Origin of the sequence: Amycolatopsis saalfeldensis, from assembly GCF_900110575.1 — a bacterium.
Taxonomy (GTDB): domain Bacteria; phylum Actinomycetota; class Actinomycetes; order Mycobacteriales; family Pseudonocardiaceae; genus Amycolatopsis; species Amycolatopsis saalfeldensis.
The window spans coordinates 134,089-159,469 of record NZ_FOEF01000021.1; the positions used below are offsets into that span (position 1 = coordinate 134,089).

The following is a 25,381-nucleotide window of genomic DNA, read 5'->3' on the forward strand; positions in this document are numbered from 1 at the left end:
GACACTGTGGACATTCCCCGACTGATCCGGGCGGCGCTGCTCGCCGCCGGGGCCGAGCTGTCCGGGCTGGCGCTGACCGGCACCGCGGCCTGGCTCCTGCTGCGCGCGGCGGAACGGCCGCCGCTCGCCGCGCTCACCGTGGCCGTGCTCGCCGTGCGGGTGTTCGCGTTGCTGCGCGGCGGTTTGCGCTACGCGGAGCGCCTCGCCGGGCACGAAGTGGTGCTGCGCCATCTCGCCGAACTGCGCACCCGCGTCTACGAGGCGCTGCTGCCCCAGCGCGTCGCACGGCACTCGGGTGCCGACCTCGTGACCCGGCTGGTGTCCGATGTGGACGCGGTGCAGGACGCCGTGCTCCGGCTGCTGCTGCCCGCCGGGGTCGCGATGATCGCCGGAGTCGTGGTGACCACCGTCGTCGCGCTGGCGAGCCTTCCCGCGGCCGCCGCGGTGGCCACCGGGCTGGTGGTCGCGGCCCTGCTCCCCTGGCCGGCCGCCCGCCTCACCGCCGCCGCGTCCGCGGCTGCCGCACCGGCCCGGCAGGAGCTGGCCGAACGCGCGGTCGAGCTGAGCACCGGCCGTCGCGAGCTGATCGCGTACGGCGCCGAACCAGCGGCTCGCGCGGCCGCCGGCGCCGTGGCCGACGGGCTCGCCGCGCGGTCACGCCGGACCTCCGCGTGGATGGCCGCGCTCACCGCGGCCGGGGTGCTCGTCCAGCTCGCCACCACGGCCGCCGTCGCGCTGCTCAGTGCCGCGAGCGTCCCGGTCACGGCGGCGCTGACGCTGTCCGTGATGGCGCTGTTCGAGGTGGTCCTGCCGCTGACCGCGGCCTCCCGGCGGCTGCCGGAGGTGCGCGCCTCGCTCCGCCGCGTCCGCGCGGTGCTGGGCGAACGGCCGACGCCGCGCGAGGACGAAGAACCGGGCCCCGGTCACCTGCGGCTGCACGACGTCGGCGTCACCCACCCCGGCCGCCCGCCGGCGCTCGCCGGGGTCAGCCTCGACCTGCCGCCGGGGCGGCGCCTCGGCATCCTCGGCCCGTCGGGCTCGGGCAAGACGACGCTGCTGCACGTCCTGCTCGCCTTCGTCGAGCCGACGTCCGGCCACGTCACCATCGACGGCCGCCCGCTGCGGGAGCACGACGCCCGGGTCGTCTCGGGGGCGCTCGCCGACGCGCACGTCTTCCACACCACCGTCCGCGAGAACCTCCGCCTGGCCAAACCACGCGCGACCGACGGCGAACTGCTCGAAGCCTGCGCGACCGCGGGCTTCGACCTGCCGCTGGACCGCGGCACCGGACCGGACGGAGCCGCGCTGTCCGGTGGCCAGCGTCAGCGCCTGGCGCTGGCGCGCGCCGTGCTCGCCGCGCCGCCGGTGCTCCTGCTGGACGAGCCGGTGGAGGGCCTGGACCCCGAGCACGGTGACGAGGTGCTGGCCCGGGTGCTGGCCGCCGCGAAGGGGACGGTCGTGCTGGTCACCCACCGGCCCGGGCAGCTGGCCGGGTTCGACCAGGTGCTCACCCTGGCGGACGGCCGGCCCGCACCTCGCGCATCGGCGGCCGGTCCAGCACCGGGATCTCGGTGACGTCGGGCAGCCACTCCCCGGAGACCTGCACGAACTGCGTCAGCCGCGCGGTGGCGTCGGTGGGCACGCCGCAGCGGGCGAGGGCCGTGCCGAGGATCTGACGTGCCATCACGCCCAGTTGCAGCAGCGAGCGGTTGCGATGCTTGCGGACGCCCAGGTTGACCTGCGCGAGCGCGTCGAGGCCGTGACGGGCCTCGACGTCGAGCAGCAGCCCGATCTCCACGCCGTAACCACCCGCGAACGGCACCGACTCGAAGAACTCGCGCGTGCCCGCGTACTCGCCGCCGAGCGGCTGCACGAGGTCCGAGAGCGCCGGGCGCAACGAGGAGAGCACGGGCCGGGCCAGCAGCTCGGTCACGCGGCCGCCGCCGGTGCTCTCGAGCCGCAGCGGCCGTCGGTAGAAGCCCTTGACCAGGTGCACGCCGGACTCGGTGAGCAGCGGGCCGAGCAGCGACGGCACGAACGCCGGGTCCGGGTCGACCAGGTCGGAGTCGAGGAACACCACGAGGTCGCCGGCGGTGGCCGCGAGCGACCGCCAGAGCACCTCGCCCTTGCCGGGCCGGGGCGCCAGGCCGGGCAGCACGTCCTCACGCCGTACCACCCGCGCGCCGGCGGCCTCGGCCAGCGCGGCCGTCGCGTCGGTCGAGCCGGAGTCCATCACCACCAGCTCGTCGACGACGGTGCCGAGCAGCGGCCACACGGACGCGACGACACCACCGACCGTCCGCTCCTCGTCGAGCGCAGGCAGCACGACGGACACCGTCCGGCCACGCTTCGCCGCGAGGATGTCGGCGGGCGTCCATCGCGGCTCCTGCCAGGTGCGACGTTCGAACCAGGTCATGGGGCCGATCGTGCCATGCTGGGGAAGCCGCCCGGCCCCACTGGAGGGAGACCCCTTGCTGCCCCTGCTCCTCCGCTTCGTCGTCGGCCCGCTGGTCCGCGTGCTCTACCGCCCGCGGATCGAGGGCCTGGCGAACATCCCGGCCGAAGGCCCGGTGCTGCTGGCCTCGAACCACCGGGCAGCGCTCGACACCGGTGTGATCACCTTCACCACCCCGCGCCAGGTCCGGTTCTTGGGCAAGGCGGAGTACTTCACCGGCAAGGGCCTCAAAGGACGGTTCATCGCCAAGTCGCTCGACGCGCTGGGCTACGTCCCGGTCGAGCGCGGCAACGCCCAGGCCGGCCTCGCCGCGCTGGAGGCGGGCCGCAAGGTGCTGGAGGCGGGCGGCGTCTTCGCCATCTACCCCGAGGGCACCCGGTCACTGGACGGCCGCCTGCACCGCGGCCACACCGGCGTGGCCGCGCTGGCGCTCTCGACCGGCGCCAAGGTCGTCCCGGTCGCCCTGTCCGGCACCGAGGGCATCCAGCCCGGCGGCGCGAAGATCCCCCGCCTGGCCAAGATCAAGGTCGTCTTCGGCGAGCCGCTGGACTTCTCCCGTTACGAGGGCCAGGACTCGTCGCCGGCCATCCGCCGCTCGGTCACCGACGAGATCATGTACATGATCCTGGAGCTGTCCGGCCAGGAGTACGTGGACCGCTATCACAAACGCCCCGACGAGGGCGCCGCCTGACCTGATACGGCCATAAGATAAATCGATAAACGACAAACTTTCTCCGGTTACGCCAGATGGTCCAGTCCAGTATTGAACGGCGCTTCTGACAGGAAGTCAAAAGGACTAAAAGGCGAACATCGCTAATCGGTATTGCCACCGGAGCACTGCGTCAGTAATCTGTCACCCGCCGTCACCGGCATTCGTTCCGGTTCACGACTCCCCTGCGGTTCCGGGAATTCGCGGTGCCGGCTGTCGCCGCCTTCGCCCTTCCACGGACGGGAACCCGCATGCCTGTTAGCGCCTCAGCAGTCCACGAAGACCTGGCACGCTTGTTCGACGCGGTGGACAGGTGGGCCGAGCGCATCCCCGCCGAGACCGCCTTCTCCGCACCCGACGGGACCCTCGACTTCCGCGGGCTGGCCCGGCACACGGCATCGATCGCTTCGGCGCTGGCCGAGGCCGGAACCCGGGCGGGCACCGTGGTCGGGGTGGCCACCGGCCGCTCTCGGTTCGCCGCGGCGGGCCTGCTGGCCGTCTGGCGGCTCGGCGCGACCGCCGTCCTGCTCGACGACCGCCACCCGGCCGAACGGCTCGCCTTCGTCCTGGACGACGCCGGGGTCGAGGTGCTGCTGGCGCACGAGACTGCACCGTTCACCGGTAACCGGCCGAGGGTTGATCCCGAAACCGCATCGGAAACCGAAACCGTGCTGGAGCCCGTTTCGCCCGGCGAAGTCGCGTACATCGTCTACACCTCCGGAACCACCGGACGGCCGAAGGGCGTGGAGATCACGTACGGCGGTCTGGGCGTTTTCCTTACCACGCTGGCGGAAATCGGCCTGACGCCGGGCGGGCTGGGCGTCAACGCGCTGTCGCCCGCCTTCGACGGCTGGCTGTGGTGCACCCTGCTGCACCTGCTGCACGGGCAGGGCACCGCGATCATCGACCTCACCGACGAGCGCACCGACGACGTCGACCTGGCCCAGCGCATCGCCGCGATCGGACCGCGCACGGTGGTGCTGACCCCGTCGCTGATGGCCGCGTGCACTGGCGCTTTGTCGACCGCGGAGGTGGTGGTCGTCGCCGGGGAGCGCTGTCCCCGCGGGCTCGCCGAACTGCTGGCGGCGAACCACCGCGTGCTCAACGTGTACGGCCCGACCGAGGCCACCATGGCCGCGACCTGGGCCGACACCGCCCGCGGTGACGACGTGTCGACCATCGGCCGCGCACCGGCCGGCTATTCGGCTGTTGTGCTCGACGAGGACCGGTCGCCCGTCGCAGAGGGGACGCCGGGCGAGTTGTACCTCGGCGGCGACGCCCTCGCCCGGGGCTACCGCAACCAGCCGGAGCTGACCGCCGAGCGTTTTGTTTCCGTGCCGGGGATCGCCGACCGGCTCTACCGGACCGGCGACCTGGTCTCGGCCCGGCCGGACGGGCAGCTCGACTACCTCGGCCGCGTCGACGACCAGGTGAAGGTGCGGGGCTTCCGGATCGAGCCGGCGGAGCTGGAGAAGGTCGTCGAACAGCTGCCCGCGATCACCACCGCGGCCGCGTTCGTCCTGGAATCCGGTGCGGCGCTGGGGATCGCCGCCGTCGTGGCGGCCGGGCACGACCTCACCGCGGGAGCCGCGATGGTCCGTGCGCACTGCCGGGCCAAGCTGCCTGATCACCTGGTCCCCGCCGTGGTCGACTTCGTGCCCGCGCTGCCCGCGACCGCCAACGGCAAGGTGGACCGGGAGGCGCTGAGCCGGGCGTCGGCCGAAGCTCATGCGCCGGCCCGACGGGCGCCGAGCACGCCCAGGGAAGCGGAGGTGTGCGCCACCTGGAGCGAGCTGCTGGACCGCCCGGTCACCGACGTCGACGCCGACTTTTTCGAGCTGGGCGGGCATTCCCTGCTCGCGGCGCGGGCTGTGGCGGCGCTGCGCCGCTCGACCGGCGTCCGGTTCTCCATCACCCTCCTGCTGGCCAACCCGACCCCCGCCCAGCTCGCGCGCGAACTGGACCGGCGCACGGAGCCCACGGCCGAGAGCGTGCGCCCGGCGTCCTGGCTGGTCGCTTGGCACCCGAAGCCGGCCCAGCGACCGACGCTGCTGTGCCTGGCCCACGGCGGCGCCGGCTGCGGGCGTTACCGCTCCTGGCAGGACCGGCTCGGCGACGGCGTTTCGGTGGTCGGAGTGCAGCTTCCCGGGCGGGAGAACCGCTGGCGCGAGGAGCATCCGTCCACAATGGCCGAAGCGGCCGAAGCCGTGGCGGCCGAGGTCGCCGAGCTGATCGAGCCGACGGCCCCGCTGGTCGTGTTCGGGGAGAGCTTCGGCGGCCTGCTGGGTTACGAGGTCACCCGGCGGCTGGGCGAACGCGGACGGCCACCGGCGGCACTCGTCATCGCGGCCAGCGACCCCCCGCACACCTGGGCCGGCAACAGCGGCCGGTACGGCAGCGACGACGTCATCCGGAAGCTGCTGGACAACAGCTCCGCGGAAGTCAAGGAGCTGGACCAGGACGCCCGGGAGTACACCCTCGGCATCATGCGCAAGGACGGCGCGCTGGCGTCGACCTTCGTCCTGCCGGCCGAAACCCGGCTGGACTCGGCCGTCCACGCTTGGGGCGGCGACACCGACCAACTGGTCAGCTCGGCGTCACTGGACGAGTGGAGTTCTTACACCACCAAGGAATTCGACCGGCGGCAGTTCGACGGCGGCCACATGTTCGGCACCGAGCTGGCCGGGACGACCCTGCCCCTGCTGGCGAAGCTGCTGACCGGCGGCGGTGCGGCGTGCTGATCGACCTCACCGACGAGAAGACGTTTTCCGGCAACGGTTTCTGGCAGGACCTGGCCTGGCTGCGGGAGCACGACCCGGTGCACTGGCACCCCGAGCCCGACGGCCCGGGGTTCTGGGCGGTGACCCGCTACGAGGACGCGCTCGGCGTCTACCACGATTGGGAGACCTTCAGCTCCCGCAACGGGATGCGCCTGGAGACCAACCCGGCAGCGGTGGCCGCGGTGACCCAGCGGATGCTGATCGTCTCGGACCCGCCCGACCACTCGCAGCTCAAACGCGTGCTGGCCAAGGGTTTCTCGCCGGCCGAGATCCCGCACGCCGAGGACCTGATCCGGCGCGTGGTGCGCGAACTGCTCGGCGAGGCCCTACGGGACCGGGAGATCGACATCGTCGACCTGGCCCGCCGGGTCCCGACCCGGGTCGTCTGCGCGCTGATGGGCGTCCCGCGCGAGGAGTGGGATTGGCTGGGCAGCACGATGAACGCCGCCTTCGAGGGCGAGGACGAGCAGAGCCGGCTGGCCGCGCACGCCGAGATCTTCCTGTACTTCTCGGAGCTGGTGACCGAGCGCCGTGCCTCCCCGGGCGACGACTTCGTCAGCCGCATCGCGCACGACCGGCGGTCCACTTCGGTGCCGGGCGAGACGCGGCTGCTCTCGGACGAGGAGATCGCCGTCAACTGCAACGGCGTGCTCGCCGGCGGCAACGAAACCACCCGCTACTCGGCCGGCGGCGCGGTGCTCGCCCTGCTGGAAAACCCGTCCCAGTGGGAAAAACTGCGCACCGAGGGCCGCTCGATCCTGCCGACCGCGATCGAAGAGGTGCTCCGGTGGACCACGCCGGGCGTGCACGTCCTGCGCACCGCCACCCGCCCCGCGCGGATCGCCGGCACCGACATAGCCGAAGGCGACCGCGTAACGGTCTGGAACGTCTCAGCCAACCGCGACGAGGCCGCCTTCGACACCCCGACCCGCTTCGACCTGTCCCGCACCCCGAACAAACACCTCTCCTTCGGCGGCGGCCGTCACCAATGCCTCGGCGCCCGCCTCGCCCGGCTGGAACTGTCCGTGTTCCTCGAAGAACTCACCGCCGGCGTCGCTTCGATCGAGCAGACGGGGGAACCCGGCTACACCGCGTCGAACTTCACCTGGGGTGTTCGCAGTTTGCCAGTCCGCCTCACCCCGACCCGCTGACCGCCGCAGTCGACGCGATCGGCAACCCCGCTCGGCACCCGATCCACTCAAGCCCACACCCACCCGCCGCGGTCAACGCGATCGAACAGACCGGACGACCCGGCCACGCCAGACCGAATTTCACCTCGGGTGTCCGGCATCCACCAGTGCGCCTCACCCCGGCCCAGCGGTAAAGCTCAGTCCCGGCGCCCGCGGGCCGCCACGGTCATCCAGGTGTAGTCCACAAAGGATGGTGTCTCGTACATCGCGAAGGCTTCGTCGAGTTCCTCGCGCGTGATGAGGCCCGTGGCCAAGGCGTGTTCCTCGACCAGTTTCGTGGTGTTCATCAGCCAGTGCGCCAGATCCTGGCCGCCGCGGGCCGGGAGGATCGAGCCCTCCGCCGCGCAGTCGGCCAGGCAGGCGGCCTCCAGCGGGACCGGCAGGGTGCGGGCCCAGTCCGCGGCGGTCCCGACGCGCTCGGTCATCACCTGGGTCAGCACCGCCATCGAACGGCGGGTCGCCGGGTGTGAGGCCAGCTCGGGCATCGTCGTGCCGATCTCGATCAGCAGCCAGCCGCCGGGCTTGAGCCACGACGCCATCCGCTTGATCACCGCTTCCCGCGCGGGCAGGTGGTCGAGCACGAACCGGGTGTGGATGAGGTCGAACTCCCCGGGCGCGTCATCGGTCGTGACGTCGTGGTGCAGCACGGTCACGCCGAGATCGGCCAGCGGGCCGAGGAACTTGAGGCTGAGGTCGGTCGCCACCACGTTCTCCGGACCGGCCAGCTCGGCCATCCGCCGGGCCACCGAGCCCGCCCCAGCGCCGATCTCCAGGCACTGCCAGCCTCGCCGGACCCCGAGGTCGTCGAGCTGCCGGAGGCTGAACGGGTCGAAGATCCGCTCCAGCAGGAGCAGGCGCCGATACTCCGCCTCCGCTTCGGTGTCGACGAAGTTGTTCCAGCCGATCGCCTGCGACATCGAGGATTCCTCTTCAACGTGAGTCGGCGCGCACCGGGGCGGCGCGCCGAAATCGCCTTTATACGTAGCTTCGTGAAACATCCGATTCATCCGGTGCGTTCGGGTCCTCTTCACCGCTGACCAGCAGCCGCAGCTCCTCGTCGTCGGGGGCTTCCCGGTAGCCGTCGAGCAGCGGGGAACCCGACAGCAGCGCCGCGCCGACCGCGAGCAGCACCGCCCCCAGCGCCGCGCCGAGCAGCCACCACCCGCCCCGCACCTGCTCGTGGAACACGAGCACCCCCCACAGCACCGCCACCACGGGGTTGGCGAGGGTGATGCCCGGCTGGGAGGCGACCAGGCGCCCGGCCTGCAAAGCGTTCTGCAGCAAGACGAACGCCGCGGCGCTGACGAGGATCAACGCCCAGGTCTGCCAGGTGGTGACCAGCGCCCCCACGCCGTGCCCCACCGCCGCCGTGACCGGTTTGACCACCACGGCGATCAGGCCGGCGCCCATGCCGGCGGCGATCCCGGCCAATGCCGTCCGGGCCACGCGCCCGGCCCACCGCGAGGCCAGCAGGATCCCGCCGACCGCCGCGACCGTGACGCCGAGCCCGACCAGCCAGGTGCCCAGCGGCACCTCGTCCGCGTGCCCGCCGTGCGGCGAAAGGGCCAGCAGCAGCACGACGATGCCGAGCGTCATCGAGGCGATCGCCGCCCATTCCCGGTAGCGCAGGCGCCCGCCGAGGATCAGCTGGGACAGGATGAGCGTGAACGGCAGCTCCATCACCACCAGCAGCTGCACCGTGGTGACCGTGCTCTGTGAAAGGGCGAGCGCGTGCAGCCCGAACTCGGCGAGCATCGTGGCGATCCCGGCCAGCCAGAGCGGGCGGTGCCGGATCATCAGCCACAGCTGCGCCCAGGAGAACCCGGGCCGCTCCGGTTCGGACTGGTTCGCCTTGCGCAGCAGCACCAGGCCCAGTCCGCTGACGGCGGCGGCGAGCAACACCAGTAGGACCGCCACCGTCGAACCTCATTCCGTGCGCTCTGTCGGCGGGACAGCCCGACCTTGACGACCGTAGGTGAAGGCGTCCCCACCTTCGGTCCGGCTGGAACTCGAAGTATCTTCGTATCCTACCGGTGGTGTGGTTCGTCACTCACGCACCCGGTGCGGACCGTCCGCGTGGTCAGGCGGTCATCCCGAAGCGGTCGAGCAGCTTCGCGGCGTCCGCGTCGATCGTCAGAAGGTCGCGGTAACCGGCGCCGAGGAAGCCTTCCGTCACCATGTGCTCGGCGAACGACATCAGCGGCGCGTAGTACCCGGCGACGTCGACCAGCCCGATCGGCTTGGCGTGCAGGTCGAGCTGCGCCCAGGTCCAGACCTCGAACAGCTCCTCCAACGTGCCCGCCCCGCCCGGCAGCGCGAGGAACGCGTCCGACAGCGCGGCCATCTTCGCCTTGCGCTGGTGCATGTCCGGGACGACGTGCAGCTCCGTCAGCCCGGCGTGCGCGATTTCCACCCGCGACAGCGCCTCCGGGATCACGCCGATCACCTCGCCGCCCGCGGCCAGCGCCGCGTCGGCCACCGCGCCCATGGTGCCGACGCTCGCGCCGCCGTAGACCAGGCCGATCCCGCGCTGCGCCAGCTCTTTGCCCAGCGCGGCCGCAGCTTCCGCGTACACCGGCGAAAGGCCCATCGAAGAGCCGCAGAACACACAAACCCGCATCAGTGCGTATCCTCCCAGGCCTGGTACGACTCCTGCACCACGCGCACAGCGTCGTCGATGTCGTCGGTCAGGTGCAGCAGTTTGAGATCCTTCTCGCCGATCTTCCCGCCCTCCAGCACGGACTTCGCGATCCAGTCGTACAGCCCGCCCCAGTAGTCGGTGCCGAACAGCACCACCGGGAACTTGGTCACCTTCTTGGTCTGGACCAGCGTCAGCGCCTCGAACAGCTCGTCCAGCGTGCCGAAGCCGCCCGGCAGGCAGATGAACGCCTGCGAGTACTTGACGAACATCGTCTTGCGCGCGAAGAAGTAGCGGAAATTCACCCCGAGGTCGACCCACGGGTTCAGGCCCTGCTCGAACGGCAGCTCGATGCCGAGCCCGACCGAGAACCCGCCGGCCTCGGCCGCGCCGCGGTTCACCGCCTCCATCGCGCCCGGGCCGCCGCCGGTCATCACCGCGAAGCCGGCCGCGGCCAGCGCCCCGCCGATCTTGCGGCCCAGCTCGTACTCGGGGTGGTCCCGCTTGGTCCGCGCGGACCCGAACACGGTCACCGCGCGCGGCACCTCCGCCAGCGCGCCGAAGCCCTCCACGAACTCGGCCTGGATGCGCAGCACCCGCCACGGGTCGGTGTGCACCCAGTCGCTCGGCCCGCGGGCGTCCAGCAGCCGTTGATCGGTGGTGCTGCCCTGGTCACGACGGTCGCGCCGCAGCACCACCGGTCCCTTGTGGCGCTCCACCGGGCGCTCCGGGTACTGGCCGTCGGGAAACTCAGACTCTTCGCTCACCCCCCTGAGCCTACGGCCAGCGCCACCCGGGAGAACCCCAGCGTCGCCCCGCCGGTGACCCTCGGATGACGCCCCCGTGAACGCGTCCGGTGTGGATCACCGGCCCACCCCTACGAACGGGGTGTAACGGACAAATCCCTACGAAAGTAGTGGCGCTGGACCGTCCGGCGTGAAAGCCCTGATATTCAAGGGTTTTCCCCATTCCGTTAAGGCCCGGGTAATCCCGCGCTGGGCCATTCGGCGCATTGACCGGCCCGGTGACCGCTCGTTTACTCACGGTGTCCGCGGATCACCTTCACCCGTTCCCGCTCACCGTGAACCCGTAACCCGGCCGGCGTCTCCCCCTCCCCACCGCCGGTGCCTCCGGGCTGCGGTCAGGCACCCCGAGAGGACCTCGATGACCGTCAGAAAAGTGCGCACCGCCGCCGTGGCCACCGCCGCCGGTTTGGCGCTCTCCCTGCTCGCCCTGCCGGTGACCCCGGCCGGCGCGGCCCCGGCCCAGCCCGCCGCCGACCCCCAGGCCCTCGCGGCCACGGCCTCCGACCAGGCCGCCGCCGCAGGTCTGGACCAGCTGCGCAAGGGCGCGGACGAGGCGTTCCACCGCCTCGGCACCACCCCGGGCGGCGCCGGGCTGTTCTACAGCTCCTACGAGCGCACCTACCGCGGCCTGAAGGTCGTGGGCGGTGACGCGGTGGTCGTCGCCGACGGTGCCGGCCGCGTCCTCGACACCGCGGCCGCCGAGACGGCGCCGATCGGCGTGGCCACCAAAGCGGCCTTCGACGCCACCAAGGCCGCCTCCGTCGCCCGCACCCAACTGCCCACTGTGGACAGTGTGAGCGCACCGGAGCTGGTCGTGCTGGCGGGCTCGGCGCCGAAGCTGGCGTACGAGGTCGTCGTCGCGGGCCGCACCGCGAAGGCGCCCAGCAACCTGCACGTGTTCGTGGACGCGGCCACCGGCGCCGTGCTCGACCAGCGCGACGATGTGAAGGCCGAAGCCCCCGAGACCACCGGAAGCGCTGGGAGCACTGCGCTGGCCGGCACCGGCAACAGCTACTACGTGGGCAATGTCGGCATCGACACCACCGGCTCCGGCAGCTCGTTCTCGATGCGCGACCCGGGCCGCACCGGGATCAGCTGCGGCCGTGAGGGCGGCTCGGTGTTCACCGGCACCGACAACGCCTGGGGCAGCGGCAGCGGCACCGACCTCGAGACCGCCTGCGTGGACACGCTGTTCAGCGTCCAGACCGAGTGGAACATGCTGCGCGACTGGCTGGGCCGCAACGGCATCAACGGCTCCGGCGGCGGCTACCCCGCTTCGGTCGGCCTCAACGACGTGAACGCCTACTGGAACGGCTCGTCCACCCACTTCGGCCACTCGCAGGACAACCGGCGCCAGGCCACGTCGATGGACGTCGTCGGGCACGAGTTCGGCCACGGCATCTTCCAGACCACCCCGGGCGGCGCCGGCGGCGGCAACGAGAACGGCGGGCTGAACGAGTCCACCGGCGACATCTTCGGCGCGCTCACCGAGGCGTACGCGAACAACCCCAAGGACACCCCGGACTACCAGGTCGGCGAGGGCGTCAACCTGGTCGGCCAGGGCCCGATCCGCTATATGTACGACCCGTCGCTGGTCGGCGACCCGAACTGCTACTCCTCGTCGATCCCGAGCACCGAGGTGCACGCCGCCGCGGGCCCGCAGAACCACTGGTTCTACCTGCTGGCCGAGGGTTCCGCGGCCGCGGGCAAGCCCGCCAGCCCGACCTGTGACAACAGCACCGTCAGCGGGATCGGCATTCAGAAGGCGGGCAAGATCTTCTACAACGGCCTGTTGAAGAAGACCTCCTCGTGGAACCACAAGGCCGCCCGCAAGGCGACGCTCGAAGCCGCGCTGGCGCTGTACCCGGGCAGCTGCACGGAGTTCACCGCCGTGAAGGCGGCCTGGAACGCGGTCAGCGTGCCCGCCGTCAGCGGTGAGCCGTCCGGCTGCAGCACGCGCGCCGCGGTCGCCCCGGACATCTCGCTCGCGAACATCAAGGCGCACCTGAACCAGTTGCAGGCCATCGCCCAGCAGAACGGCGGGAACCGCTCCGCCGGCGGTGGTTACGCGGCCTCGGTGTCCTATGTGGAGCAGAAACTGCAGGCCGCCGGCTACACCGTCACCCGGCAGACCTGCACGAGCTGCGCGGGCCGCACGCAGAACCTGATCGCGGAATGGCCGAAGGGCGACGCGAACCAGGTGCTCATGCTGGGCGCGCACCTCGACAGCGTGAGCGCCGGGCCGGGCATCAACGACAACGGCTCCGGCAGCGCGTCGATCCTCGAAGTCGCGCTGACCCTGGCGCGCACGGACCCGGCGATGGCCGAGCGCGTGCGCTTCGCGTGGTGGGCCGACGAGGAGTCGGGCATGCGCGGTTCGCGGTTCTACGTCAGCAGCCTGTCCTCGGCCGACCGCACGAAGATCAAGACCTACTTGAACTTCGACATGATCGGCTCGAAGAACTGGGGTTACTTCGTCTACGACGACGTGGCCTCGGTGAAGGCGGTGTTCGACGAGTACTTCACGTCCGTCGGCATCCAGACCGAGGGCGACAGCGAGGGTGACGGCCGCTCGGACCACGCGTCGTTCAAGAGCGCGGGCATCCCGGTCGGCGGGCTGGCCACCGGCGCCGGTGACGTGAAGACCGCCGCCCAGCAACAGAAGTGGGGCGGCACCGCGGGCGCCGCGTTCGACAACTGCTACCACCGCTCGTGCGACACCGTTTCGAACATCCCGGACACGCCGCTGGAACGCAACAGCGACGCGATCGGCTACGCGGTCTGGAAGCTCGCGACCACGTGAGCGCACGCCCGCCGTCACCCCGCCCGGCCGTGAGCCGGATGGGGTGACGGCGCGGCGTTCGCCACTCTCGCCCGGCCCGCGGACCCGGGCAGCCCGGCCCAGCCCCCTGCGCCCGGCCAGACCCGCCCTAGTTGTCTAGACCACCTGTTCGTAGGTAGTCAACCGCCGAGCGGGGCGCCTACCGTTCTCCGACAACGTCGTGCGCTGTTCTCGAGACGGGAGCCGGTATGTTCACCCGGAAGTCACGTGTGTTCGGCGCCGCGCTGGCCGCGCTGCTCGCCCTCCCGCTCACCTGGGCCGCGCCCGCCGGAGCGTCCGCGCAAGGCGACGCCTGCGCGGTGAAATCGCGGCCGTCGGGCAAGGTCCTGCAGGGTTACTGGGAGAACTGGGACGGCGCCGCGAACGGCGTCCACCCCGGCCTCGGCTGGACCCCGATCACCAACCCCGACATCGCGGCCCACGGTTACAACGTGCTCAACGCCGCGTTCCCGGTGATCCGGTCCGACGGCACCGTGCTGTGGCAGGACGGCATGGACACCGGCGTGAAGGTCGCGACCCCGGCCGAGATGTGCGCCGCGAAGGACGCCGGCGCCACGATCCTGATGTCGATCGGCGGCGCGACGGCCGGCATCGACCTGAGCGCCTCGACGGTGGCCGACAAGTTCGTCAGCACCATCGTGCCGATCCTCAAGCAGTACAACTTCGACGGGATCGACATCGACATCGAGACCGGCCTCACCGGCAGCGGCGACATCAACACCCTGTCCGCCTCGCAGTCGAACCTGATCCGGATCATCGACGGCGTGCTGGCGCAGATGCCGTCGAACTTCGGCCTCACGATGGCGCCGGAAACCGCGTACGTCACCGGCGGCAGCGTCACCTACGGCTCGATCTGGGGCTCGTACCTGCCGATCATCAAGAAGTACGCCGACAACGGCCGCCTGTGGTGGCTGAACATGCAGTACTACAACGGCAGCATGTACGGCTGCTCCGGCGACAGCTACGAGGCCGGCACCGTCACCGGCTTCACCAAGCAGACCCAGTGCCTCAACGACGGCCTCACCGTGCAGGGCACCACCGTCAAGGTCCCGTACGACAAGCAGGTCCCCGGCCTGCCCGCCCAATCCGGCGCCGGCGGCGGTTATATGACCCCGGACCTCGTGTCGCAGGCCTACGGCTCGGTCTCCGGCGTCAAGGGCCTGATGACCTGGTCACTGAACTGGGACGGCTCGAAGGGCTGGACCTTCGGCGACAACGTCAAGTCGCTCGAAGGCCGCTGAAGCCGCCGTTACCCCAGGAACTTGCGCAGCACGTCCGTGACCTGCCGGATCTCCGCGACCCGGACGTTCTCCTGCTGGGTGTGCGCCAAGGTCGGGTTGCCGGGGCCGAAGTTGACCGAGGCCATGCCCCGGGCGGCGAACCGGGCGACGTCCGTCCAGCCGAGCTTGGCGGCGGCCCGGCCGCCCGCGGCGGCCACCAGCTCCGCGGCGGCGGGCGCGGACAGGCCCGGCAGCGCGCCCGGCGACATGTCCACAAGGGACACATCGTGCCCGTCGAACACCTCGCGCACGTGGGCCTCGGCCTGGGCGGGACTGCGGTCGGGGGCGAAACGGTGGTTGACGGTCAGCACGGCGGCGTCCGGGACCACGTTGCCCGCCACGCCGCCGGAGATGCCGGTGGCCTGGAGGCCTTCGCGGTAGGTCAGGCCGTCGATGTCGACCACCCGCGGGCTGTACTCGGCCAGCCGCCGCAGGGGCTCGGAAAGCGCGTGGATGGCGTTCTCCCCCATCCACGCCCGCGCGGTGTGCGCGCGCGTCCCGCTCTTGCGGACCTCGACCCGCAGGGTGCCCTGGCAGCCGGCCTCGATCACGCCGTTCGACGGCTCCCCGACGATCGCCAGGTCACCCGCCAGCCACTCCGGCAGCTCGCGCTCGATGCGCCCGAGGCCGTTCTTCACGGCCTCGACCTCTTCGTTGTCGTAGAAGACAAAGGTGACGTCGTGCCTCGGCTCCGCCAGCGTCGCGGCGAGGTGCAGGAAGACGGCGTCGCCGCCCTTCATGTCGACCGAGCCGAGGCCGTGCAGCGTCTCCTCGTCGCCGGCGCCCGAGCGCCGCGACGGCAGGTTGTCGTTCAACGGCACCGTGTCGAGATGCCCGGCGAGCACGATCCGCGACGGGCGGCCGAGATTCGTGCGCGCGAGCACGGCATCGCCGTTGCGCACCACTTCCAGGTGCGGCGCCTGCGCGCGCAACGCCGCCTCCACCGCGTCCGCCAGCTCGGTCTCCTGCCCGGAGACACTGAACACGTCCACGAGGGCGGCAGTCAGGTCGGCAGGATCGGCGCGCAGCTCGAGGGAGGTCATACCGGCACCGTACCCAGCGGGCGCGAGGGCTACCGTGAGGGACGTGCGCACGCGAAGCTCCCTGGTCGCCCTGAGCGGCATCCTGGCCTTGGCTCTCGCCGGCTGCGGCAACGAGGCAGGCCCCACCCCCGGTCCGAACCCCGGCACCGCCGGCCCGGACGCGCTGCCGATCAAGCTCGACGCGCTGTCCGCCGACGCCTGCTACGGCAGCCCGGAGACCCAGCTGCCGAAGGGGTGCGAGAAATACGTCACGGAGGTCGGCGGCACCGCGGGCGCCGTGCACCAGCGCGCGCAGGCGGGCAAAACCGTCGACCGGCCGCTCGACGGCGAGGCCAGCGGCCTGGACCAGGCGGTCAACTCGTTCCGCGCGGCGGGCTGCACCACCGTGCCGACCCCCGGCGGCGCCTGCACGAAGGCGCTCACGGACATCTCCGCGGCACTGGATTCGATCAAGAAAATCGTGAACCAGCAGGCCACCACGGGTTGAGGCGCGTCGCTCGGCTACCGTGACCGGCGTGAGCGAGCAGACCCCTGACCCCGAAACGACCGGCGCCGTCGGCGTCGGGCTGGCCACCGTCACCGCCGACGGGACGGTGCTGGACACCTGGTACCCGCACCCGAAGCTGACCGAAGCGGGCACGAGCGGCACCGAGCGGCTGTCCGCCGCCGAGACCGCCGAGCTGCTCGGCGAGGCCGCCGTCACCCTGCTGGGCCCGGACACCGACCGCGGTGTCGAGGTCGTCGCGGTGCGCGTGACGATCGGCCGCCTGGCCGAGGCCCCCGCCGACGCCCACGACGTCTACCTGCGGCTGCACCTGCTGTCGCACCGCCTGGTCCAGCCGCGCGGCCAGAGCCTCGACGGCATCTTCGGCCTTCTGGCCAACGTCGTGTGGACCAACCACGGCCCCTGCCCCGTCGAGGCCTTCGAGCAGACCCGGTTGCGGCTGCGCTCCCGCGGCGCCGTGACCGTGTACGGCGTGGACAAGTTCCCGCGAATGGTCGACTACGTGCTGCCCACCGGCGTGCGCATCGCCGACGCCGACCGCGCGCGTCTCGGCGCCCACCTCGCGTCCGGCACCACCGTGATGCACGAAGGCTTCGTCAACTACAACGCCGGCACGCTCGGCGCGTCGATGGTCGAGGGCCGCATCTCGGCCGGCGTGGTCGTGGGCGACGGCAGCGACGTCGGCGGCGGCGCGTCCATCATGGGCACGCTTTCGGGCGGCGGCACCGAGGTGATCTCGATCGGCGAGCGCTGCCTGATCGGCGCGAACGGCGGCGTCGGCATCTCGCTCGGCGACGATTCGGTCGTCGAGGCCGGCTTGTACGTGACGGCGGGCACCAAGGTCGTCGTCGAGGGCAAGACCGTCAAGGCACGGGAGATCTCCGGCATCTCGGGCGCGGTGTTCCGCCGCAACTCGGCCACCGGCGCCGTCGAGGTCGTGGCCCGCACCGGCGTGGGCATCGAGCTGAACGCGGCCCTGCACGCGAACTGAACCCCGGTCGCCTGTTCACCTGCCGTTCAACCGGATCCGACCGCCGAAGGGCGCGTTTCCCATCATGGAGCGCGCCCTTCGTCGTTTCGGCGAGGGGATTGTTCACCTACCATTCAGGTGGTGACCGCCGAAGCAGACCCCGTGACGCCGGCCCGCCGCCGTGCCCCGAAGCCGACGGCCGCGGCCGAGCTGGGCCTGCCCGACGAACCCGCGAAGGCCGGGCCGGGCGACCCGGCGGCCACCCACGTCCGCGCGAAGCTCGACCACGAGCTGCGTGAGCTGCTGGCCCGCGAGCCGGGCACCCGCGCCGGCGCGGATCCCGAGGACCTGCACCAGATGCGCGTCGCGCTGCGGCGGATGCGCAGCGTGCTGAAGACGTCCGGCGCGCTGGTCGGCCCGGGCGCCGAGCGGGCGCGCGCCGAGCTCGGCTGGCTGGGCCAGTCACTCGGCGAGGTCCGGGACTACGACGTGCTGATCGGCCACCTGCGCGAGGTGATCGCGACGTTCGAGGTCCGCGACCAGCCCGCCGGCCGCCGTCTCGTCTCGGTCTTCGTCACCGAACGCGCCGCCGCCCGCAAGGGGCTCACGCGCGCCCTGTCCAGCGCCCGCTACGCGAGCCTGCTGCAGAGCGTCGCCCAGCTGACCCGCGCCCCGGACCACGAGATCGACGAGGCCCCGGCCCCGGACCGCGACCTGGTCGCCGACGTCCGCAAGCCGTACCGCCGCCTGGAGAAAGCCGTGCGCGCCCTGCCCGCCGACCCGCCGGACGACGACCTGCACGCCCTGCGCATCCACGGCAAGAAGCTCCGCTACAACGCCGAGCTGGCCCGCTCCTCGGCGAAGAAGAAGCAGGCCGCGAAGCTCGCCGCGCTGGTGAAAGCGACCCGCAAACTCCAGACCGTCCTCGGTGACCACCAGGACGCCGTGGTGGCCACCGACCGCGTCCGGTCCCTCCTGCCCACCGCGGACGCCGACCTCGGTTTCGTCGCGGGCCGCATCGCCGAACACGAACTCCGCAAACGCACCGAGGCCCGTGCCGCCTGGCCGGCCGTCTGGGCCCGGATCCGGAAAACCGCACTCGCCACCGGCCCGGCCACCTGAACCGAGCGGACCTCAAGCGATCGACCGGACATACCCGTCCGGCCGCACCACCACGCGGCGACCGGGAGTGGCTTCGTACGCGGCGTACGCGTGCCCGCCTACGTCGACGAGGTCCGTGCCCGTCGCGATGGAGCCGGCAGGCCGGATGCGGTAGCCCGGGAAACCGGCGTCCACCGGGCCGTCGCCGAAGACCAGTTCGGTCGCGTGCGGGCCGCGAAAGAGTTCGAACAGCCGCAGTTGCTTGCCGTTCGCGTCGGTGAGCGGGGCGTCCGGGGCGCGGTCGCCGGGGCGCAGTTCGCCGGTGGCGGGCGCGGCCAGCGGGCCGCCGCGGTAGGTGATGTCCAGCTGCTGGGTTTCGGGGCCGCGGCGGTGGGCTTCCTCGTCGCCGTCGGCGTACTTGTCCATCAGCGCGGTCGACACCCCGAGCACGCGGGCGGCGACCGTCCGGCGCTCGGGCTCGTAGCTGTCCAGCAGCTCGGGTGAACCGTCGGCGAGCTTCCAGCCGAGGTTGTACGCGTCCTGCACGCCGGTGTTCAGCCCCTGGCCGCCGGTCGGCGGGTGGACGTGCGCGGCGTCGCCCGCAAGGAAAACGCGCCCCCGCCGGAACGACTCGGCCAGCCGGATGTTCGGCCGCCACACCGTGGACCAGGCCAGGTCGTGCAGCCGGATCCCGCCGCCGGAAACCGAGTCGAGCCGGGCCTGCAACGCCGCCAGCGAGGTCTCGTCCGCCAGCTCGCCGTCGCCCAGCGGCGCGCCGAACTGGAAGTGCGGCGTGCCGGCCAGCGGCGTGAACATGACGCCTTCCATGGGCTTCGCCGCGGGCGCGAACCAGTACGCCGCCGTGTGGTCCAGACCTTCGGCCCGCACGTCGCCGAGCAGCATCCGGATCGACTCGTCCGTGGTCCCCTCGAACGCGATCCCCAGTGTCTTGCGCACGACGCTCTTCCCGCCGTCCGCCCCGACCAGGCAAGCCGCGCGCACGGTCTCCTCCACGCCGCCGCGCGAGAGCACCGCCGTCACGCCGAGGTCGTCCTGGGTGAAGCCCGTCAGCGCCGTCCCCAGCTCGACGCCCACGCCGAACTCCGCCAGCCGCGCCCGCAGGATGCCCTCGGTCTGCGACTGGCCCAGGAACCAGATGTTCGGGTACGGCAGGGCGGGCGTCGGCTCGGCGGGCTCGCTCATCCACCGCTCGGTGACGTACTCGCCGTCCAGGTAGACCTTCGTCGGGTACTGCGGCGAACCAGCCGCGAGGACCGCGTCCAGCACGCCGAGGTCTTCGAAGACCTCCAGAGTGCGCGGCTGCAGCCCGTCCCCGCGCGAGCCGGCGAAGTAGGTGTCGGCCTTGTCGATCAGCCGGACGCCGACGTCGCGCCGCGCCAGCTCGATGGCCAGCGTCAGCCCGGTCGGGCCCGCCCCCGCGATCAGCACCGTGGTGTCCATGTCCCCTCCAATGAATTATGATTCAGTGAATCTGAATTCAGGATGCGCGCTGCTAGCGTTCCTGTCAAGGGAGGTGCCGCATGACGGCGACGAGCCGCAAGGAAAAAGCCGCCGAAACCGAGACCGCGCTGAAGGAGGCGGCCAAGCGCGTGTTCGCGCGCAAGGGCTACCTGAACACCAAGATCACGGACATCACGACCGAGGCCGGCCGCGCCGCGGGCTCGTTCTACAACCACTTCGCGGGCAAAGAGGAGCTGCTCGAAGCGCTCCTGGACGACCTGGCCGCGTCAGGCGACGAGCAGGCCGCCGAGGAGGGTCACCTCTCGGACTTCAGCGACCCGGCGGCCGTCCGCTGGCACGTGCGCCAGTACTGGGACTTCTACCGCGCCAACGCGGCCACCATGCAGGCCTTGCGCCAGGCCTCGATGGTCAACGAGGCCTTCGCGCGGACCTTCGGCGGCTTCGGCGTCGCCCAGGCCGCCGACATCACGGGCCACCTCGACCAGGTCACGGCGGCCGGCCACCGGCTGCCCGCGACGACCCAGCTCAGCATCGCGATGATGTACCAGCTGATCGACGGGTTCGCCCAGATGTGGCTGCTCGCCCCGGAACCCGAGGGCTGGACCGCGCCCACCGACGACGAGGCCGTCGAGGCGCTCACCCGCTTCGTCTACCGCGGCTTCACCGGCCGCGACTACTGAGCGACGCGGTTCAGGAGGCGAGCCGCTCGGCGGCGGCGTCGATGCGTTCGTCAGTGGCGGTCAGCGCGACGCGGACGTGCTTGCCGCCCGTCGGGCCGTAGAAAGTGCCTGGCGCCACGAGGATGCCGCGGTCGGCGAGCCAGCCGACGGTGGTCAGCGAGTCCTCACCGCGGGTGGACCACAGGTACAGGCCCGCCTCGGAGTGCGAGATCTCGAAACCGTTGTCCTGCAACGCTTTGCGCAGCACGATCCGACGGCGGAGGTACCGCTCCCGCTGGGCGGCCAGCGCCTCGTCGTCGGTCAGGGCGGCGACCATGGCCTCCTGCACCGGGCGCGGCACGATCATGCCGGCGTGCTTGCGGATCTCCAGCAGGTTCTTGACCAGCTTCGGGTCGCCGGTGACGAAACCCGCGCGGTAGCTCGCGAGGTTCGCCGACTTCGACAGCGAGTGCACGGCGAGCAGCCCGTCGAGCCGTCCACCGTGGACAGACGGGTGCAGCACCGACACGGGCTCGGCCTCCCAGCCGAGCGAGAGGTAGCACTCGTCCGACACCACGACGACGTCGCGCTCGCGCGCCCACTCCACGACCTTGCGCAGGTGGTCGACGCCGAGCACCCGGCCGGTGGGGTTGGACGGCGAGTTCAGCCAGAGCATCGCGGGGCGCCGCGGGCCGAGCTGGGTGAGGCCGTCGGCCCGGGCCACCTCGGCGCCGGCGAGCAGCGCGCCGACCTCGTACGTCGGGTACGCCAGCTCCGGGATCACGACCAGGTCGCCCGGCCCGAAGCCGAGCAGCCGCGGCAGCCAGGCCACGGCTTCCTTCGAACCGATCGTCGGCAGCACGGCGTCGGCCTCGATGCCTTCGACGCCGTGACGGCGGCCGAGTGCCTCGATGGCCGCGGCCCGCAGCGCGGGGGTGCCGTGGGTGGCCGGGTAGCCCGGGATGTCCGACACCGACGCCAGGGCGTCGCGGATCCCGGACGGCACCGGGTCCACCGGCGTGCCCACGGAGAGATCGACGATCCCCCCGGGGTGTTCCTGCGCGCGGGCCTTGAAGCCGGCGAGCGAGTCCCAGGGGAAGTCGGGCAGCTTCGCCGCGGTCATTCGCCCTGCGGGGGCAGCGCCTTGACGAAGGCGGGGTCGTGGCTGGTCTTGCCCACCTTCGAAGCGCCGCCGGGCGAGCCGAGCTCGTTGAAGAAGTCGACGTTCGCCTTGGTGTAGTCCGACCAGTTGTCGGGGACGTCGTCCTCGTAGTAGATGGCCTCGACCGGGCAGACCGGTTCGCAGGCACCGCAGTCGACACACTCGTCCGGGTGGATGTACAGCATCCGGTCGCCCTCGTAGATACAGTCCACGGGGCATTCGTCGATACACGCCTTGTCGAGCACGTCGACGCAGGGCTCGGCGATCACGTAGGTCACTGCGTACTCCTGCTTTTCTCTGCTTAGCCAGTCGCTGCGGACATTACGCGCTTCCCGCACCCCTGGTGGTGATTAGGCAACCCTTATCCATACCCCTGGTATGGCCCGGAGACGGCCCGTTCAGCGGTCCCGGCGCCGGGGTTTCGGCGCGGACCGGGCGTCACCCGTGATGACGAAGCCGGGGCTCTTCGGCTTCCCCTCGTCTTCGGGCTCCTTCAGCGTTCGCTTGAAGCCGTCGGCGATCTCTTCGACCAGGTCCTCGTTGTGCCGGTCGTCCTTGCGCGCCAAGCTCATCGGTTCTCCTGCGGTACTCGGGCCGGAGTCTCAGTCACAATCTAACCGTGAACGACGCGGAAAAGCTTGAAATCGTCTGTGCGCGGGCCTGGCCGCCGGTCGTGGAGCGGCCGCTCGGGCAGTGGCGGCTGCGGTGGGCCGACGGCTTCACCGGCCGCGCGAACAGCGCACTCGCCGTCGGCGACCCCGGGATCGCGGTCTCGGAGGCGCTGAAAGCCGTGTGTGACTTCGCCCACGATCTGGCGATCCCGGCGGTCGTCCAGGTGATCGAGGACGACGCGGCGGAGCGGGCGGTGGCCGCCGCGGGCTGGGTCGAGTGGACCGAGCACGCCGCGGGTCACCGGGTCTCGGTGCTCACCGGGCCCCTGCCGGACGGGCCCGCGCCGGACGGCGAGGTGCTCGACGAGCCGACGCCGGAGTGGTGGGAGCTGGCCGCCGGGGACCGGGATCCGAGCGACGCCGTGCGGCACGTGCTGACCACCGGGAAGGTGGGCTACGGCGTGGTGGAGGCCGACGGAGTCACCGCCGGGGCCGTGCGCGGCGCCGTGGTGGACGGCTGGCTGCACGTCTCACGGCTGGCGGTGCGGCCGGACTTCCGCCGCCGCGGGCTGGCGTCGGCGCTGATGCACGCGCTGGCGGGGTGGGGCCGCGAACACGGGGCCGGGTCGTGGGTCCTGCAAGTGGCGCTGGACAACGCCGGCGCACTCGCGCTGTATTCCAGGCTGGGCTGTACGGAGCACCACAGGTACCGGTATTGGGGCCCGGGCCCCGGCGCGTGCGAGGATCCGCAGTCGTGAAGATCGTCGTATTGGTGGGCGGGGTGGGCGGCGCCCGGTTCCTGCTCGGGGTGAAGACCGCACTGGGAATGCCTGCGATCGGGGCGGCTGAGTCACCGTCGCCGCACGAGGTGACCGCGCTGGTGAACACGGGTGACGACGTCTGGATGCACGGGCTGCGCATCTGCCCGGACCTCGACACCTGCATGTACACCCTCCGCGGCGGCATCGACGCCGAGCGCGGCTGGGGCCACGCGGGCGAGACCTGGGTGGTCAAGGAGGAGCTCGCCGCGTACGGCGCCGAGCCGACCTGGTTCGGGCTGGGCGACAAGGACATCGCCACGCACCTGATCCGTTCGCGGATGCTGCGCGCGGGCTACCCGCTCTCGGCCGTCACCGAGGCGCTGTGCGACCGCTGGCAGCCTGGCGTGCGGCTGCTGCCGATGTCGGACGACCGGGTGGAGACCCACGTCGTGATCGACGACCCGGAGCAGCCGGACCAGCAGAAGGCCGTGCACTTCCAGGAGTGGTGGGTGCGCTACAAAGCCGGGCCGCCGGCGCACTCGATCGTCTCGGTCGGCAACGACGAGGCGAAGCCGGGGCCGGGGGTCCTGGAAGCGATCGGCGAGGCGGACCTGGTGCTGTTCGCGCCGTCGAACCCGGTGGTGTCGGTGGGCACGACGCTGGGCGTGCCGGGCGTGCGCGAGGCGCTGGTGAAGTCACGGGCCAAGGTCGTGGGCGTCTCCCCGATCATCGGCGGCAAAGCGCTGCGCGGCATGGCCGACGCGTGCCTGACCGCGATCGGCGTCGAGACCTCGGCCGAGGCGGTGGGCCGACACTACGGCGCGCGCAAGGACGGCGGCGTGCTCGACGGCTGGCTCGTCGCCGAAGAGGACAGCGACGTGACCGTGCCGGGAGTGACCGTCCGGGCCGTGCCGCTGCTGATGTCCGATGTGGACGCGACCGCGGCGATGGCGCGCGCGGCCTTCGACGTTGCGGGGGTTTCCCTTGACTGAGTTCACCGACCACGCCTCGGCGAAGGTCGAGATCCTGCCCGTGCCCGGGCTGCCCGAGTTCCGGCCCGGCGACGACCTCACCGGCGCGATCGTGGCGGCGGCGCCATGGCTGCGCTCGGGCGACGTCGTAGTGGTCACCTCGAAGGTCGTGTCGAAGATCGAGGGCCGGCTCGTGCGGGTGCCGACCGACCCCGAGGCCCGCGACGCCGCGCGCCGCGCGCTGATCGAGCAGGAGTCCGTGCGCGTGGTCGCGCGGGTGGCGCGCACGCTGATCACCGAGAACCCGCTGGGCATCGTGCAGGCGGCGTCGGGCATCGACGCGTCGAACGTGCGGGGCGACGAGGTCGCGCTGCTGCCGGCGGAGCCGGACGCGTCCGCGCTGGCGCTGCGAAACGGCCTGCGCGAACGGCTCGGTGTCGAGGTGGCCGTGGTCATCACGGACACGATGGGCCGGGCGTGGCGCGTTGGGCAGACGGACGCGGCGATCGGTTCGTCCGGGCTGCGCGTGCTGCACGCGTACGCCGGCCAGATCGACTCGCAGGGCAACGAACTGGCCGTCACGGAGATCGCCGTCGCCGACGAACTGGCCGCGGCGGCGGACCTGGTGAAGGGCAAGCTCGGCAGCCTGCCGGTGGCCGTGGTGCGCGGGCTGACGCTCACCGACGACGGCTCCACCGCGCGGAACCTGATCCGGCCCGTCGACGAAGACCTGTTCCGCCTCGGCACGAACGAAGCGCTGGCGCGGGGCCGGCGCGAAGCCGTGCCGCATCGGCGCTCGGTCCGCTCGTTCAGTGACGAGCCGGTGGACCCCGAGGTGCTGCGCGGCGCCGTCGCGTCCGCGCTGACCGCGCCCGCGCCGCACCACACGCACCCGGTGCGGTTCGTCTGGCTGCGCGATGCCGGGCTGCGCAAGAAACTCCTCGACGCGATGCGCGACTCCTGGCGCGACGACCTGGGCGGCGACGAGTTCACCGAGGAGCAGATCTCCCGGCGGCTCTCCCGCGGCGACATCCTGTACAACGCGCCCGAGATGGTCATCCCGTTCCTGGTGCCCGACGGCGCGCACACCTACCGCGACCAACGCCGGAACGACTGTGAGCACACGATGTTCACGGTCGCCGCGGGTGCGGCGGTGCAGGGCCTGCTGGTCGCGCTGGCGGCCGAGGACCTGGGCTCGTGCTGGATCGGTTCGACGATCTTCGCGGCCGACCTGGTGCGGTCCACCTTGGGCCTGGACGAGCGGTGGGAGCCGCTGGGCGCGGTCGCGATCGGGCATCCCGCGGGTGGGCCACCGCCGGCGCGGGAGCTGCGACCGGCCGGTGACGGGCTGGTCGAGCTGTGAGCGGGCCGGTCGGCGCTGACACCGTGGGAACAGATGCCGTGCACTCGGATGCC

Annotated in this window: 23 protein-coding genes; 13 read left to right on the plus strand and 10 right to left on the minus strand. The window is 71.8% G+C overall.

The features are described 5' to 3' along the window. Nucleotides 1-6: 6 nt before the first annotated feature. Nucleotides 7-1,575, plus strand: a complete 1,569-nt coding sequence (gene cydC, locus BMY97_RS36095) for a thiol reductant ABC exporter subunit CydC (protein WP_091626435.1) — start codon at nt 7-9, stop codon at nt 1,573-1,575. On the opposite strand, the gene BMY97_RS36100 is transcribed toward cydC, so the two are convergent. Then, complete coding sequence (locus BMY97_RS36100) at nt 1,508-2,416, minus strand: glucosyl-3-phosphoglycerate synthase (protein ID WP_091626266.1); 909 nt, start codon at nt 2,414-2,416, stop codon at nt 1,508-1,510. The genes cydC and BMY97_RS36100 overlap by 68 nt on opposite strands. A gap of 55 nt (nt 2,417-2,471) precedes the next feature. On the opposite strand from BMY97_RS36100, the gene BMY97_RS36105 reads away from it, so the two are divergent. The 3 genes from BMY97_RS36105 (at nt 2,472) to BMY97_RS36115 (ending at nt 7,095) form a co-directional block, all read left to right on the plus strand. Beyond that, entirely contained in the window at nt 2,472-3,146 is a 675-nt protein-coding gene (locus BMY97_RS36105) for a lysophospholipid acyltransferase family protein (RefSeq protein ID WP_091626269.1), read from the plus strand. A gap of 269 nt (nt 3,147-3,415) precedes the next feature. Further along, a complete protein-coding gene (locus BMY97_RS36110; RefSeq protein ID WP_177231698.1) occupies nt 3,416-5,905 on the plus strand; it encodes an AMP-binding protein in 2,490 nt (829 codons plus the stop codon). Further along, complete coding sequence (locus BMY97_RS36115) at nt 5,899-7,095, plus strand: cytochrome P450 (RefSeq protein WP_091626272.1); 1,197 nt, start codon at nt 5,899-5,901, stop codon at nt 7,093-7,095. The genes BMY97_RS36110 and BMY97_RS36115 overlap by 7 nt, the downstream gene beginning before the upstream one ends. Nucleotides 7,096-7,271: 176 nt before the next feature. Here BMY97_RS36115 and BMY97_RS36120 read toward each other — a convergent pair whose 3' ends face one another. From BMY97_RS36120 to BMY97_RS36135, 4 genes are all read right to left on the minus strand, one after another. Continuing rightward, on the minus strand, nt 7,272-8,051 hold the full coding sequence (locus BMY97_RS36120; RefSeq protein ID WP_177231699.1) for a class I SAM-dependent methyltransferase: 780 nt from the start codon (nt 8,049-8,051) through the stop codon (nt 7,272-7,274). Nucleotides 8,052-8,109: 58 nt separating this feature from the next. Continuing rightward, nucleotides 8,110-9,051: a DMT family transporter gene (locus tag BMY97_RS36125; RefSeq protein WP_091626278.1), complete on the minus strand. Its 942-nt coding sequence runs from the start codon at nt 9,049-9,051 to the stop codon at nt 8,110-8,112. A 163-nt stretch (nt 9,052-9,214) separates the two neighbouring features. Continuing rightward, nucleotides 9,215-9,754, minus strand: a complete 540-nt coding sequence (locus BMY97_RS36130; RefSeq protein WP_177231700.1) for an LOG family protein — start codon at nt 9,752-9,754, stop codon at nt 9,215-9,217. After that, the gene (locus BMY97_RS36135) at nt 9,754-10,539 is read right to left on the minus strand and encodes an LOG family protein (protein WP_091626281.1); all 786 of its coding nucleotides are present in this window, start codon (nt 10,537-10,539) and stop codon (nt 9,754-9,756) included. The genes BMY97_RS36130 and BMY97_RS36135 overlap by 1 nt, the downstream gene beginning before the upstream one ends. Nucleotides 10,540-10,936: 397 nt before the next feature. Here BMY97_RS36135 and BMY97_RS36140 point away from each other — a divergent pair, with 397 nt between their 5' ends. Both BMY97_RS36140 and BMY97_RS36145 read left to right on the plus strand, forming a co-directional pair. Beyond that, complete coding sequence (locus BMY97_RS36140; RefSeq protein ID WP_091626284.1) at nt 10,937-13,381, plus strand: M28 family peptidase; 2,445 nt, start codon at nt 10,937-10,939, stop codon at nt 13,379-13,381. 227 nt (nt 13,382-13,608) lie between these two features. Continuing rightward, nucleotides 13,609-14,661: a chitinase gene (locus tag BMY97_RS36145; RefSeq protein WP_177231701.1), complete on the plus strand. Its 1,053-nt coding sequence runs from the start codon at nt 13,609-13,611 to the stop codon at nt 14,659-14,661. An 8-nt stretch (nt 14,662-14,669) separates the two neighbouring features. Here BMY97_RS36145 and dapE read toward each other — a convergent pair whose 3' ends face one another. Next, a complete protein-coding gene (gene dapE / locus BMY97_RS36150; RefSeq protein WP_091626286.1) occupies nt 14,670-15,743 on the minus strand; it encodes a succinyl-diaminopimelate desuccinylase in 1,074 nt (357 codons plus the stop codon). A gap of 43 nt (nt 15,744-15,786) precedes the next feature. Between dapE and BMY97_RS36155 the strand changes: the two genes are divergently transcribed. The 3 genes from BMY97_RS36155 (at nt 15,787) to BMY97_RS36165 (ending at nt 18,340) form a co-directional block, all read left to right on the plus strand. After that, entirely contained in the window at nt 15,787-16,230 is a 444-nt protein-coding gene (locus BMY97_RS36155) for a hypothetical protein (protein WP_245787675.1), read from the plus strand. A 28-nt stretch (nt 16,231-16,258) separates the two neighbouring features. Continuing rightward, nucleotides 16,259-17,239 (plus strand): 2,3,4,5-tetrahydropyridine-2,6-dicarboxylate N-succinyltransferase, encoded by a 981-nt coding sequence (gene dapD / locus BMY97_RS36160; RefSeq protein ID WP_091626453.1) that lies wholly within the window; start codon nt 16,259-16,261, stop codon nt 17,237-17,239. A 120-nt stretch (nt 17,240-17,359) separates the two neighbouring features. Beyond that, nucleotides 17,360-18,340 (plus strand): CHAD domain-containing protein, encoded by a 981-nt coding sequence (locus tag BMY97_RS36165; RefSeq protein WP_091626458.1) that lies wholly within the window; start codon nt 17,360-17,362, stop codon nt 18,338-18,340. Between the two features lie 12 nt (nt 18,341-18,352). Here the strand turns inward: BMY97_RS36165 and BMY97_RS36170 are convergent, their stop codons facing one another. Next, nucleotides 18,353-19,780, minus strand: coding sequence for an FAD-dependent monooxygenase (locus BMY97_RS36170; RefSeq protein WP_091626289.1), 1,428 nt, complete (start codon nt 19,778-19,780; stop codon nt 18,353-18,355). Between the two features lie 80 nt (nt 19,781-19,860). On the opposite strand from BMY97_RS36170, the gene BMY97_RS36175 reads away from it, so the two are divergent. Further along, nucleotides 19,861-20,481, plus strand: a complete 621-nt coding sequence (locus tag BMY97_RS36175) for a TetR/AcrR family transcriptional regulator (protein ID WP_091626291.1) — start codon at nt 19,861-19,863, stop codon at nt 20,479-20,481. A 10-nt stretch (nt 20,482-20,491) separates the two neighbouring features. Here the strand turns inward: BMY97_RS36175 and dapC are convergent, their stop codons facing one another. From dapC to BMY97_RS47380, 3 genes are all read right to left on the minus strand, one after another. Next, a complete protein-coding gene (gene dapC / locus BMY97_RS36180) occupies nt 20,492-21,583 on the minus strand; it encodes a succinyldiaminopimelate transaminase (protein ID WP_091626295.1) in 1,092 nt (363 codons plus the stop codon). Then, nucleotides 21,580-21,900 (minus strand): ferredoxin, encoded by a 321-nt coding sequence (gene fdxA / locus BMY97_RS36185; protein ID WP_091626298.1) that lies wholly within the window; start codon nt 21,898-21,900, stop codon nt 21,580-21,582. Before fdxA ends, dapC begins: the two co-directional genes overlap by 4 nt. 120 nt (nt 21,901-22,020) lie before the next feature. After that, the gene (locus BMY97_RS47380; RefSeq protein WP_091626301.1) at nt 22,021-22,194 is read right to left on the minus strand and encodes a hypothetical protein; all 174 of its coding nucleotides are present in this window, start codon (nt 22,192-22,194) and stop codon (nt 22,021-22,023) included. Nucleotides 22,195-22,241: 47 nt separating this feature from the next. Here BMY97_RS47380 and BMY97_RS36195 point away from each other — a divergent pair, with 47 nt between their 5' ends. The 3 genes from BMY97_RS36195 to BMY97_RS36205 are packed head-to-tail and all read left to right on the plus strand — an operon-like array spanning nt 22,242 to nt 25,328. After that, nucleotides 22,242-22,991 (plus strand): GNAT family N-acetyltransferase, encoded by a 750-nt coding sequence (locus tag BMY97_RS36195; protein WP_091626304.1) that lies wholly within the window; start codon nt 22,242-22,244, stop codon nt 22,989-22,991. Further along, complete coding sequence (gene cofD, locus BMY97_RS36200) at nt 22,988-23,986, plus strand: 2-phospho-L-lactate transferase (RefSeq protein WP_091626307.1); 999 nt, start codon at nt 22,988-22,990, stop codon at nt 23,984-23,986. Before BMY97_RS36195 ends, cofD begins: the two co-directional genes overlap by 4 nt. Continuing rightward, the gene (locus BMY97_RS36205) at nt 23,922-25,328 is read left to right on the plus strand and encodes a coenzyme F420-0:L-glutamate ligase (RefSeq protein ID WP_177231702.1); all 1,407 of its coding nucleotides are present in this window, start codon (nt 23,922-23,924) and stop codon (nt 25,326-25,328) included. Before cofD ends, BMY97_RS36205 begins: the two co-directional genes overlap by 65 nt. Nucleotides 25,329-25,381 lie beyond the last annotated feature (53 nt).

Bases quoted from the DNA above. Each gene is read 5' to 3' on its own strand.
- BMY97_RS47380 (WP_091626301.1), bottom strand. From the start codon at position 22,194: ATGAGCTTGGCGCGCAAGGACGACCGGCACAACGAGGACCTGGTCGAA.
- BMY97_RS36140 (WP_091626284.1), top strand. From the start codon at position 10,937: ATGACCGTCAGAAAAGTGCGCACCGCCGCCGTGGCCACCGCCGCCGGT.
- BMY97_RS36130 (WP_177231700.1), bottom strand. From the start codon at position 9,754: ATGCGGGTTTGTGTGTTCTGCGGCTCTTCGATGGGCCTTTCGCCGGTG.
- dapE (WP_091626286.1), bottom strand. From the start codon at position 15,743: ATGACCTCCCTCGAGCTGCGCGCCGATCCTGCCGACCTGACTGCCGCC.
- BMY97_RS36100 (WP_091626266.1), bottom strand. From the start codon at position 2,416: ATGACCTGGTTCGAACGTCGCACCTGGCAGGAGCCGCGATGGACGCCC.
- BMY97_RS36175 (WP_091626291.1), top strand. From the start codon at position 19,861: ATGACGGCGACGAGCCGCAAGGAAAAAGCCGCCGAAACCGAGACCGCG.
- dapC (WP_091626295.1), bottom strand. From the start codon at position 21,583: ATGACCGCGGCGAAGCTGCCCGACTTCCCCTGGGACTCGCTCGCCGGC.
- BMY97_RS36145 (WP_177231701.1), top strand. From the start codon at position 13,609: ATGTTCACCCGGAAGTCACGTGTGTTCGGCGCCGCGCTGGCCGCGCTG.
- BMY97_RS36110 (WP_177231698.1), top strand. From the start codon at position 3,416: ATGCCTGTTAGCGCCTCAGCAGTCCACGAAGACCTGGCACGCTTGTTC.
- BMY97_RS36205 (WP_177231702.1), top strand. From the start codon at position 23,922: ATGTGGACGCGACCGCGGCGATGGCGCGCGCGGCCTTCGACGTTGCGG.
- BMY97_RS36170 (WP_091626289.1), bottom strand. From the start codon at position 19,780: ATGGACACCACGGTGCTGATCGCGGGGGCGGGCCCGACCGGGCTGACG.
- BMY97_RS36120 (WP_177231699.1), bottom strand. From the start codon at position 8,051: ATGTCGCAGGCGATCGGCTGGAACAACTTCGTCGACACCGAAGCGGAG.